This is a genomic window from Methylomonas koyamae, assembly GCF_006483455.1.
GTDB lineage: Bacteria > Pseudomonadota > Gammaproteobacteria > Methylococcales > Methylomonadaceae > Methylomonas > Methylomonas koyamae_B.
Map to the genome: position 1 here is coordinate 1 of NZ_PPPU01000075.1, position 10,840 is coordinate 10,840.

Sequence of the window (10,840 nt, forward strand, 5' to 3'; positions counted from 1 at the left end):
CCCTTTCCGACCCCTATCCATCCTTAACTTTACGACATTGAGCCGGGGACTACTCGGTACGGAACAATCTAGTTAAAAGGAGTAAGTCCGGCCAAAAGCCGGCCATCAAGCTTTTTGAATCAATGGAAAGTGATGGTCTCAGAGCTATCATTCAACGATAAGGGTAACTTGACAGCAAAAGCGTAGCGACGATAGGAGCATAGCTTTTTGGGGTCAAGTTGATACGTTGGTTATGCATTGGCTGTTACTTGATTTCAGTTATCAACACTTGAGGATTTGCTGGGTCATAAAAGAAATAGGTGTAGAACTCTACTGGCTTTCCATTATCGAGTTTCGGTGAATACCCCTTATCAAGAATATATTTCTTGGCCGCATCTACATATACTGGTGGAACAGACGCATCAACCGGAGCTACGCCACCGGATATTGGATCAGTGACGCGGGCAACTCGCACTGAACGGACTGAACCATTGGCCTCCACCACAATACCGAAGATTACGCTATAGAGTTTCTTGGCTTTTCCCGTAACGTAACTCGGCGATATCGACGGCTCCGCAAGGGCGATCCCGGTCAGAAAGATCGCAACGATTCCCCAGAGTTTCATCCAATTCATCGTATTACGCGCCATTCGTGTCTCCTTGTTGGCTGATTGCATAACGTAGAGCTAAGCCGACCGCTGGAGCGTAGCGGAAGCGGGTCGGCTTGAGCGCCATGTTAGGTGTCTTATTAATTAAAAATGCTTGAAAAAGCGTTAATCACTGGGTCACCATTAAAGCCGTACTCTAAAAACTTATTACAACTAAAATTTTTTGTAATTACAGGTTGTTGAGACTTATAAACGACGTAGTCCTTGCTGTAAACCATTGTAGTTTGATTTATAAAATCTATGTCCTCCTTTTTTAATTCTCTTGTAATTAATCTTGGCTTAGCACTATAAGACATAGGGCGACTGTAGAGCACACAAATATCAGGCAATATAGGAACTATCATTCTTGGCTCTAAGGGAATATCTATAGAAGATACAAAATTTTGATAAAACCCATCCCCAAAAATAAACTCTTGTTCATTGGATAAAATTACTGCAAACTTTCCTTGATGACTGAGTGAATTTTTAAATTTTTCAAATGTATTTCTTTGATTAATACTTATTAAAAGTTCACTTGCATTATGACCACCAAACTGTTCAATATTATTTTTTATTTGATTGCGAAATCGAGGACTTCTGACAACCAAGGATAATGAGCAATCAAGCAGTAAATCTATTTTTTCATTATCTTCATCCTGAGAACTGTAATTACTCTTCAAGTCTCTAAGCCACTTTATAATAGAAGGAAAACCTTTATTATTATCTACAAAATCGAAATAGTGTTCATAGGATTCATCCCAAACTGTTGGCTCACCTGAAAATTTAATTGAATGGGCATTTGGAATATAACCAAGTTTTCTATGTTTTTTATAAGGACTAACAGTTCCTATTGAAGACATCTTATGTATATGGCCTTGATTATCTTTCCAGTGCTTGGAAACACACTGAGGCCACCAATGATGATCTTCAGATTCTAAAGGCAGTTTTTTCGAGGACTCCTTCATGCTTTATCTTTATAGCTCCTTCAATTCATTTCAAGTAGGATTAAACACCTAACAGGTTGGTGAAAAACTCTTTTTTACAACCAACCGAGCCTATATTTAGTGACACCAGATTGGCTTTGACACTAAATAAAGACCTCTTCCAGCTGAGTTAGTGGCTAGAATATGGTTTTTCACCAACCTGCTAACTAGCAATTAAAAAGTTCCGTATATCCACCAATAAATGATCTATGACAAGATAATTTATTGATCAGCATATGATTTTCCCTTCTATATATCATCAATGATAGGCAGCAACGGGACGATCCCCCTCATTCCGTCCCATTCCAAGCGCCATAGCTTTCCATTCCCATTCCCGTCGGCTTGGCCCTCGGTTTATTTCCGATCGATTTCAGGCCGGCACAAGGCATAGATCAAGTCAGTAAATTCGGACATAAAATGTGAAATAGCTAACATATTATTCGCTATTCCCGCGCGTTAGACTATCGCTGCCGTTTGGCCTTTACCTGCAATTTTCAGGAGGATTCCCAATGCGAAACCCTAGCGCTTATTCCCTGCTTTGCGGCGGCTTGCTAGCCTGCTTCAGTTTATCCGCACACGCCGTCTCCCAAATCGGGGCGGCCGGTTATACCGATTTGGACGGCAACTTCGTTCGCGAAAACGTGACCGCGGATGCCGAACCCAGTCCGCCCGGTACGCCGTTCGACCGCTCAGTCGTCACGGTCCAGGCCGGCGATCCGAACGGTGCCTTCTATTACATTGCCTCGGCCGATATCGGCCTGCTGGAGTTGAAAGTGTTCGGCCAAATCGACAATACGGCGCAAGACGCTAAAGCCAACGGCGAAATTGGCGTACTCAGCGCTCGTGCCGAATTGGACGACGTGATTTCTCTGCACTCCGACCTGGCTACGCCTTACGAGGTGACTTTCGAACTGCAAGTGGACGGCATTTTGAGCATCTTAGGCGGCAGCGCCAGCGGTTTTGCTTCGATCAATTTCGGCCCGACCAGCGGCGCCGATGCCTTCGACTCCAGCTTTTATAGTAGCGACGGCGCCTTCAGCGATACCTTGTCGGTGACCAAAACTTTTACCGGCAATGTCGACGCCGATATCGGCGCCTTGTTGAGTTTCACGATATTCGCGGTCGATCAGAACGCCATCATCACCGGCGCCTTGAATAACACCGCGACGCTGAATCTGATTCTGCCGCAGGGTGTGACGATCGCCGCCTCCGAGTCAGGCACGTTCGGCATTCCGATCCAACCGGTGCCCTTGCCGGCGGCGTTGCCGTTATTTTTGACCGGCATCGCCGCCACCTGGGCCGGCAGCTTCCGTCGCAACCGGCCGTGCGGCCGGTGTGCGGCCGAGGTCTAAACGGTCGGAGTATCCGTTTCGCGCCGGCGGTTGCCGGTGGGGCTAGGCGGCATCGGGCGCAAGCGCTTCCCGGCCGCTGTCCATCGCCGGTTCCTTCAAGATTAACCGCACAATCTTTCCGTTAGGTTGGTTATGATATCCGGGCCGTCATGCCGGCGGCTTTTTTGCCGATGCCACTAACTCAACCTTCTCTGCACGGAGCCTGCGATGAAATCCACGACCGAACGCCGCGAACACCTGGAAGCCCTGATCTGCCGCGCGGAACGGGAAGCGCAGCAACGGCCCGATCTGTACCGGGCCAAAGTCGGCCTGATGGCGCTATTGGGTTATCTGGTGATCTTCGGCGTGCTGTTTACCTTGTTGGCGCTCAGCGTCGGCATCGGCTGGGCCGCGTTGGCCAGCACCACCTTTGCGATTCTGTTGCTGAAGAAGAAATTGATCTTCGTGATTTTGGGCATGATCTACGTGCTGCTAAGGGCGCTGTGGGTCAAGTTCGACGCGCCCGACGGTTACCGCCTGACCGCCAAGCAGTATCCGCAACTGTTCGACCGTCTGAAAACCCTGAGCCGGCAACTGCGCGCGCCGCGAATTCACCAAGTGATTCTGACGCCGGAAGCCAACGCCGCCATCGTACAGACCCCGCGGCTGGGTGTATTCGGCTTTCCGAAAAACACATTGATACTCGGTCTGGAATTGTTGATGAGTCTGTCTCCGGCTCAGGCCGAAGCCGTGATCGCCCACGAACTGGGCCATCTGTCGGCCGCGCATGGCCGTTTCGGCGGCTGGATTTACCGGGTCAGGCTGGGTTGGCAACGCATCATCGACGGCTTGGAGCAACAACAAAACATCGGCGCATCCTTGATGCGGCGCTTTTTCGATTGGTATGCGCCGACCTTTGCCGCCTATTCGTTCGCGTTGGCCCGCAGCAACGAATTCGCCGCCGACGCCGTCGCCGCGCAACTGACCAGCCGCGCCGATGCGGCGCAGGCTTTGGTCAACAGCTACGTGGTCAGCGGTCTGGTCAACGAGCGGTTCTGGGCGCCGTTTTTCCAGCAAGCCGATTGCAACGAGCAGCCGGCTGCGCCGTTCGGCCCGTTGCGCGATTTCCTGAGCCAGGCCCCGTTTGCGGCCGACGAATTGCAGCGCAAATCCGCCGAAGCGATGGCGGTGGCGACCGGCCACTACGATACCCACCCGGCGCTGAGCGACCGGTTGCAGGCGCTGCAGGCCGGAACCCCGCTGCCGAAAATGCCGGCGCTGTCGGCGGCTCATGCCTGGTTGGGCGAACGCTTGACCACCGTATTGACCGACTTCGACCGGCTTTGGCTGCAGCGCCATGGCGACAAGTGGCAGGAGCGCTTCAATTATTGTCAACAAGGCCGCAGCCAACTCGCGGAATTGACGCCATTGCCGGCCGAAACCCTGAGCCGCGACCAGCACTGGCGTTTGGCGACGCTGACCGAGGAATTTGCGCCCGATATCGATCCGCTGCCGCTGTTTCAACGTTACCGCGCCGCCCATATCGACGCCAATGCCGACTTCGTGATCGGCCGATTGCTGTTGAAACGCGGAGATGCGGCCGGTATCGACGCAATCCAGGCCGCGATGCAGGCCAAGCCGGAATTGGCGCTCGACGGTTGTCGCTGGCTGGAATACTTTTACCGCAGCCGGGGCGAGGACGCTGCTGCGGAGCAGTGGGTACGCCGGGCGGAGCGGCAAATCGACGTCAACCATGCCGCGGCTATCGAGCGGCAAAACCTGACGCGCAAAGACGTGTTGATCATGCCCGGTGCCGACGACGACACTTTGGCCGTGTTGCGCGCAGCCGGGCAAAACTTGTCCGGCGTCAAGCGTATTTGGCTGGCGGAAAAACCGATGCAGCATTATCCCGAGGCCAAAACCTATGTCGTGGCGTTTGCCAAAACCCGCTTTGCCAACGAAAAAAAACTGACGCAGCAGCTGATTGCCGAACTCCAACTGCCGCAAAACCTGTTCGTGCTTTGCAAATCCGGTGCTTATGCAGCCATTGCCAAACGGGCGATCAAGGCCGGTATCGAAGTTTACCGGCGCTAAGCCGCCGCCACGGGACTCCCCCCGCCGCCCGCTCCGGCTTCGGACGGGCGGCACAAAATCCGTCACCCACCGAACCCCATCCCGCGCTAAAATCGCGATCCCGGTGCGGCATGTCGCCGAGCCGAACGTTTTATCGCCACCATGCTCAATTTCAAAAACATCGCGATTCGCCGCGGCAGCCGCCAACTGTTCAGCGGGGCGTCTTTCACCATTCATAAAGGCCAGAAAATCGGCTTGACCGGCGCCAATGGTGCCGGCAAATCCAGCTTGTTCGCGCTGTTGCGCGGCGAGTTGCATGCCGACGAAGGCGAGTTCTCGTTGCCGCCGAATCTGGAAATCGCCCATGTCGCCCAGGAAACTCCGGCATTGCCGTGTTCGGCGATCGATTACGTGCTGGACGGCGATCAGGCCTTGCGCCGGCTGCAGGCCGAGTTGGTTGCGGCGGAGCAGGCGCACGACGGTTTGAAACTGGCGGAATTGCATGCGGCACTGGAGCACGCCGGCGGCTACACCGCCCAGGCCCGCGCCTCGCGGTTGTTGAACGGTCTGGGTTTTACCAGCGAGCAGGAAGCCCGGCCGGTCAGTTCGTTTTCCGGCGGCTGGCGGATGCGGCTGAACTTGGCTCAGGCCCTGATGTGCCGCTCCGACGTGTTGTTGCTGGACGAACCCACCAACCACCTGGATCTGGACGCCGTGATTTATTTGCAGGACTGGCTGGTCAAATATCCCGGCACGCTGTTGCTGATTTCGCACGACCGCGATTTTCTGGATGCGATCACCGACCACATCGTCCATATCGAACAAGGCAAGGCCGAGATCTATACCGGCAACTATTCCGACTTCGAGCGGATGCGGGCCGAGAAACTGGCGCAGCAGCAATCCGCCTTCGAAAAGCAGCAGCGCGAGATTGCCCACATCCAGAGCTTCATCGACCGCTTCAAGGCCAAAGCCACCAAGGCCCGCCAGGCGCAAAGCCGGATCAAGGCGCTGGAGCGGATGGAAATCATCGCCCAGGCCCACATCGATTCGCCGTTCGGATTCGCCTTCCCGCCGCCGAAACGGATGCCGAATCCGCTATTGAAGATCGAGGAAGCCGACATCGGCTACGGCGACAAGGTGGTGATCAAAAACGCCAGCCTGTCGATCTCGCCCGGGGACAGGATCGGCCTGCTCGGCCCTAACGGCGCCGGCAAATCCAGCTTAATCAAAGTTTTATCCGGGCAAATGCCGGCGTTGGCTGGTAAGCTGCAGACCGCCCAGGATTTGAACATCGGCTATTTCGCCCAGCACCAGCTCGAATTGCTGCGGCTGGAGGAAAGCCCGCTGTGGCATTTGCAGCAACTGGACAAACAGGCCACCGAGAAGGATTTGCGCAATTTTCTGGGCGGCTTCGATTTTCGCGGCGACAAGGTCAACGATCCGGTCGGGCCGTTTTCCGGCGGCGAAAAGGCCCGGCTGGTGCTGGCGATGCTGGTCTATCAAAATCCGAATCTGTTGTTGCTGGACGAGCCCACCAACCATCTGGATCTGGAAATGCGCCACGCGTTGAGCGTGGCCTTGCAGGACTACCAGGGCGCGCTGGTGGTGGTGTCGCACGACCGGCACTTGCTGCGTTCGGTCACCGACCAGTTGCTGTTGGTGGCGGGTGGCCGGCTGCAGCCTTTCGACGGCGATCTGGACGATTACAAGCAATGGCTGGCGGAACAGAAGAGGGCTGCGGACGAACCGGCCGCCGGTAGCGACTCGACCGGCAACGTATCGCGCAAAGACCAACGCAAGCAGGATGCCGAACGCCGGCAACGGCTGAAGCCGCTGCTGGATGCGGTCAAAAAGGCCGAAGCGGCGGTGGAAAAGTTTCACCAGCAACAACGGGATCTGGAGGAAATGCTGGCGGATCCGGCGATTTATGCCGACGAACACAAGGAACAATTAAAACAACTGCTAAGCCGCAAAAGCCAGATCGACAGTGCGCTGGAACAAGCCGAGACGGATTGGCTGGCCGCGGAGGAAAACCTACAACAAGCGGAGTGACCATGTACCAACTGATTGTGTTGTTTTTCGAAATTACCATCCTGCGTAAAGGTCCGCAGGATGTACCGGCCGCTCCGGTGTTGTACCGGCTGGTTTTCTTACCCTATATCGGCGTCAATCTTTTGATTCTGCTGCTGGACGGCTCCTGGAGCAAAGCCATCGCTCAGATCGCGGTGGAAACCGCGCTACTGGTCGGGTTTTGTTATCCGCTGCTGTATTTCGCCGGCAAAACCGCCCGGTTTCCGCAGACCTTTACCGCCTTGCTCGGTACCGACGCCCTGATCAGCTTATGCGCAATTCCGGCCGTGGCCAGCTTGCAAACCCAGATCGGCGACGTTGCTTTCATCGTGGTGATGGGCATGATGATCTGGCATTGGCTGGTCAACGGCCACATCTTCCGCAATGCGCTGGATCGGCCCTTGCTTTTCGGTTTGGCGTTGGCGTTTTTATATGTACTGATTTCCTCGCAAGTAATGACCTTATTATTCGCCGGACCTGCCGCCGATTAACCTGGAGCTTATTTATGACGCTGTACCAACATATCTTGCTGGCCGCCGATTTTTTTGAACACGGCGGCCAAGTCGCGGAAAAAGCCAAACGCCTTGCCGAACAAAACCAGGCCCAACTCAGCCTGGTGCATGTGGTCGATAACTTACCGATTACCGATCCGGCCTACGGGCCGATGATTCCGTTCGACGTCGACTTGACCCAGGAACTGATCGAAGCCACTAAAAAACGGCTGGCCGAATTGGGCGAAAAATTGGGCGTGCCGGCCGAGCGGCAATGGTTGGAGATGGGCAGCCCGAAACTGGAAATCGTCCGCGTCGCCGCGGAAAACCAAGTCGATTTGATCGTGGTTGGCTCGCACGGCCGCCACGGCCTGGCTTTATTATTGGGTTCTACCGCCAACGGCGTGTTGCACCATGCCCAATGCGATGTGCTGGCGGTGCGCCTGGCCGATGATTGAATTGGTGCTGGGCGGCGCCCGTTCCGGCAAGAGCCGTTACGCCGAACAACAGGCGCTGGCCAGCGGTCTGCCGGTAGTCTATGTGGCGACGGCTGAAGCCGGCGATGCCGAAATGCAGGCGCGGATCGACCACCATCGGCAGCGGCGGCCGGCCGAGTGGGCAACCGTGGAAGAGCCGCTGGATTTGGCGCGGGTCATTACCGAATCGGCCGGCAGCGGCCAATGTTTGCTGGTGGATTGTCTGACCTTGTGGCTGTGTAATGCGCTGTTCGACCGGCAAGGGAATCTGCAGGCGGAGCGTTACCGCGACCATCGCGATGCCTTGTGCAAGGCGTTGAGTACCGGCGGCCAGCGGGTGATTCTGGTCAGTAACGAAGTCGGCTTGGGCGTGGTCGCCGCCGATCCGATGACACGCCGCTTCGTCGACGAAGCCGGCTTCCTCCACCAAAAACTGGCCCAACTCTGCGATAAAGTGGTGCTGGTCACCGCCGGTTTACCGCAAATCCTGAAACAGGTTTAATCCCGCCGATGAATTGGATCTTCGAGCCGATTGCCGCGCCCGCGGCCGACTATTACCTGCAAGCCCAACAACGCCAGCAGCAACTGACCAAACCGCCCGGTTCCTTGGGCGTGTTGGAGGATTGCGCCGCCCGGCTGGCGGCGATGCAACGCAGCCCAGCGCCGGGCATAGACCGCATTCATATCAGCGTCTTTGCCGCCGACCACGGTATCGCCGCCGAGGGTGTATCGGCCTTTCCGCAAGCGGTCACCGCGGAAATGGTGAAAAACTTCGCCGCCGGGGGCGCCGCGGTCAATGTGTTGGCTCGCCATATCGGCGCTGATTTCGAGGTGGTCGACACCGGCTTGCTGCAACCGGTGGCACTGCCGAACGTGATTGCCGACCGCGCCGGAGCCGGCACGGCCAATTTCGTCGAGAGCCCGGCGATGACCGCCGCCCAACTGGAATTCGCCCTGGCCGCCGGCCGCCGTGCCGTGGCGCGGGCGCTATCCAACGGCGCGCAACTGTTCGTCGGCGGCGAAATGGGCATCGCCAATACCACTAGCGCCAGCGCGTTGGCCGCGGCCTGTTTGGGTCTGCCGGCCGTGGAGATTACCGGCGCCGGGACCGGTTTGCTGCCGGAACAAATCGGCCGCAAAGCCGCGGTGATCGAGGCCGCGCTGCAACGCCACCGGCCGCTGTTGGATACGCCGCTTGCCATTCTGCAAACCTTGGGCGGTTTCGAAATCGCCGCACTGGCCGGCGCTTACATCGCCGCCGCGCAGCAGGGTTTGCCGGTTTTGGTCGACGGTTTCATCAGCAGCGTCGCCGCCTTGCTGGCAGCGCGGCTCAACCCCGGCTGCACGGCCTGGTTTTTCTTCGGCCATTGTTCGGCGGAAATGGGCCACGGCCGGGTGCTGCAGGCGTTGCAAGCCCGGCCGCTGCTGACGATGGACATGCGTCTGGGCGAGGGCAGCGGCGCGGCGTTGGCGGTACCTATCCTGCAAATGGCCTGCCGGCTGCACAACGAAATGGCGACCTTTGCCGAAGCCGGAGTATCCGCAGGCTGACGCCGGTAGCGAGCGTTGCGGACGATGGCAGGCCATGGCGCTTTCCCGTATCATGGCCGGCGCTGCAAATATCCGAGTCGCTCCGGCGCGGCAGAATAATAAAAACAACTCAAACCAATGCGGATTAGCCCATGCTAGGACATATCGAAAGTTACGACGAACGCTGCCAAACCGGCGTTATCAAATACCAAAACCAGTTTTACGAATTCCATATCGACCAATGGACCTCCCAAGAGCCGCCTAAAGCCGGCGACGACGTCGATTTCGATCAGGACGACGGCAAGGTCACCGAAGTCAGTCCGGTCGGCGCCTACTTGATGGAAGTCAAACCGGTAAAGAGCCGGATGTTGGCGGCCTTGCTGGGTATTGCTTTCGGCGCGATCGGTCTGCACCGGATTTATCTGGGGTTTTATATGCTGGGTCTGTTGCAAACCCTGGTCACGCTGGGCACCGGCGGTTTCGGCGTGATGTGGGGCTTTATCGAAGGCGTACTGATTTTTACCGGCCATATCGATAAAGACGCCAAGGGCCGGCATCTGAAATAACCGTGCAGGCATTCTGGCTGGCCTTACAGTTTCTGACTCGCATTCCGGTCCCGGACACCGGTCCGGCCGACCCGCACCGATTGGGTCAATCCGCACTGTATTATCCGGCGGTGGGTCTGCTGCTGGGTTTGCTAATGGCGCTGCTGGCGGCGGCGTTGGCTGGCGGTCCACACTTGGCGAGCGCCGCTCTGGTGTTGGTAGCCTGGGTGTTGCTGACCGGCGGCCTGCATCTGGACGGTTTGGCCGATTGCGCCGATGCCTGGGTCGGCGGCTACGGCGACCGCGAGCGTAGCTTGCGGATTATGAAAGACCCCAGCTCCGGCCCGATTGCGGTTTGTCTCTTGTTGCTGGTGTTGCTGCTGAAATTCGCGGCGATCGAGGCACTGCTGGCCGAACAACGCTATGCCGCGCTGGTGTTGGCGCCGGTATTGGGTCGGGCGGCGATTTTGCTGTTGATGTGCAGCAGCGCTTACGTCAATCCTCACGGCCTGGCCGCCAAACTGCTAGAACAGTTTCCGGCAGACGCGGCGCGCTGGCCGATCGCGGCCAGCGCGCTATTGGGCTTGGCGCTGGCGGGTTGGCCGGCGCTATTGGCCGCCGGGCTACTGCTGTTTTGGCTGCGCCGCACCGCCATCGCCCGCTTGGGCGGCTGCACCGGCGACGTCTACGGCGCGGCGGTGGAGTTGGTCGAAACC

11 protein-coding genes are annotated in these 10,840 nt (G+C 56.8%); 9 read left to right on the forward strand and 2 right to left on the reverse strand.

Annotated features, from left to right (window positions below):
* Positions 1-244: 244 nt before the first annotated feature.
* Both C2U68_RS20680 and C2U68_RS20685 read right to left on the reverse strand, forming a co-directional pair.
* The gene (locus tag C2U68_RS20680) at positions 245-628 is read right to left on the reverse strand and encodes a hypothetical protein (RefSeq protein ID WP_140914367.1); all 384 of its coding nucleotides are present in this window, start codon (positions 626-628) and stop codon (positions 245-247) included.
* Between the two features lie 98 nt (positions 629-726).
* Positions 727-1,590, reverse strand: a complete 864-nt coding sequence (locus tag C2U68_RS20685) for a DUF4238 domain-containing protein (RefSeq protein ID WP_140914368.1) — start codon at positions 1,588-1,590, stop codon at positions 727-729.
* Between the two features lie 527 nt (positions 1,591-2,117).
* Here C2U68_RS20685 and C2U68_RS20690 point away from each other — a divergent pair.
* The 9 genes from C2U68_RS20690 to C2U68_RS20730 all read left to right on the forward strand — a co-directional run.
* The gene (locus C2U68_RS20690) at positions 2,118-2,960 is read left to right on the forward strand and encodes a hypothetical protein (RefSeq protein ID WP_140914369.1); all 843 of its coding nucleotides are present in this window, start codon (positions 2,118-2,120) and stop codon (positions 2,958-2,960) included.
* Positions 2,961-3,167: 207 nt separating this feature from the next.
* Positions 3,168-5,033 (forward strand): M48 family metallopeptidase, encoded by a 1,866-nt coding sequence (locus C2U68_RS20695; RefSeq protein ID WP_140914370.1) that lies wholly within the window; start codon positions 3,168-3,170, stop codon positions 5,031-5,033.
* A gap of 141 nt (positions 5,034-5,174) precedes the next feature.
* Complete coding sequence (locus C2U68_RS20700) at positions 5,175-7,064, forward strand: ATP-binding cassette domain-containing protein (RefSeq protein WP_140914371.1); 1,890 nt, start codon at positions 5,175-5,177, stop codon at positions 7,062-7,064.
* Between the two features lie 2 nt (positions 7,065-7,066).
* Complete coding sequence (locus C2U68_RS20705) at positions 7,067-7,573, forward strand: hypothetical protein (RefSeq protein ID WP_140914372.1); 507 nt, start codon at positions 7,067-7,069, stop codon at positions 7,571-7,573.
* 14 nt (positions 7,574-7,587) lie between these two features.
* Positions 7,588-8,031 (forward strand): universal stress protein, encoded by a 444-nt coding sequence (locus C2U68_RS20710; protein ID WP_140914373.1) that lies wholly within the window; start codon positions 7,588-7,590, stop codon positions 8,029-8,031.
* Entirely contained in the window at positions 8,024-8,551 is a 528-nt protein-coding gene (cobU, locus tag C2U68_RS20715) for a bifunctional adenosylcobinamide kinase/adenosylcobinamide-phosphate guanylyltransferase (protein ID WP_140914374.1), read from the forward strand. Before C2U68_RS20710 ends, cobU begins: the two co-directional genes overlap by 8 nt.
* 8 nt (positions 8,552-8,559) lie before the next feature.
* Entirely contained in the window at positions 8,560-9,600 is a 1,041-nt protein-coding gene (gene cobT, locus C2U68_RS20720) for a nicotinate-nucleotide--dimethylbenzimidazole phosphoribosyltransferase (protein WP_140914375.1), read from the forward strand.
* A gap of 131 nt (positions 9,601-9,731) precedes the next feature.
* Positions 9,732-10,145 carry a TM2 domain-containing protein gene (locus tag C2U68_RS20725; RefSeq protein ID WP_140914376.1) on the forward strand — a complete coding sequence of 138 codons (414 nt, stop codon included), beginning with the start codon at positions 9,732-9,734 and terminating at the stop codon, positions 10,143-10,145.
* A gap of 2 nt (positions 10,146-10,147) precedes the next feature.
* Positions 10,148-10,840 (forward strand): adenosylcobinamide-GDP ribazoletransferase (locus C2U68_RS20730; protein ID WP_140914377.1); only part of this gene is annotated, 693 nt, incomplete at its 3' end.

Bases quoted from the DNA above. Each gene is read 5' to 3' on its own strand.
- C2U68_RS20710 (WP_140914373.1), top strand. From the start codon at position 7,588: ATGACGCTGTACCAACATATCTTGCTGGCCGCCGATTTTTTTGAACAC.
- C2U68_RS20685 (WP_140914368.1), bottom strand. From the start codon at position 1,590: ATGAAGGAGTCCTCGAAAAAACTGCCTTTAGAATCTGAAGATCATCAT.
- C2U68_RS20680 (WP_140914367.1), bottom strand. From the start codon at position 628: ATGGCGCGTAATACGATGAATTGGATGAAACTCTGGGGAATCGTTGCG.
- C2U68_RS20690 (WP_140914369.1), top strand. From the start codon at position 2,118: ATGCGAAACCCTAGCGCTTATTCCCTGCTTTGCGGCGGCTTGCTAGCC.
- cobU (WP_140914374.1), top strand. From the start codon at position 8,024: ATGATTGAATTGGTGCTGGGCGGCGCCCGTTCCGGCAAGAGCCGTTAC.
- C2U68_RS20705 (WP_140914372.1), top strand. From the start codon at position 7,067: ATGTACCAACTGATTGTGTTGTTTTTCGAAATTACCATCCTGCGTAAA.
- C2U68_RS20700 (WP_140914371.1), top strand. From the start codon at position 5,175: ATGCTCAATTTCAAAAACATCGCGATTCGCCGCGGCAGCCGCCAACTG.
- C2U68_RS20725 (WP_140914376.1), top strand. From the start codon at position 9,732: ATGCTAGGACATATCGAAAGTTACGACGAACGCTGCCAAACCGGCGTT.
- cobT (WP_140914375.1), top strand. From the start codon at position 8,560: ATGAATTGGATCTTCGAGCCGATTGCCGCGCCCGCGGCCGACTATTAC.
- C2U68_RS20695 (WP_140914370.1), top strand. From the start codon at position 3,168: ATGAAATCCACGACCGAACGCCGCGAACACCTGGAAGCCCTGATCTGC.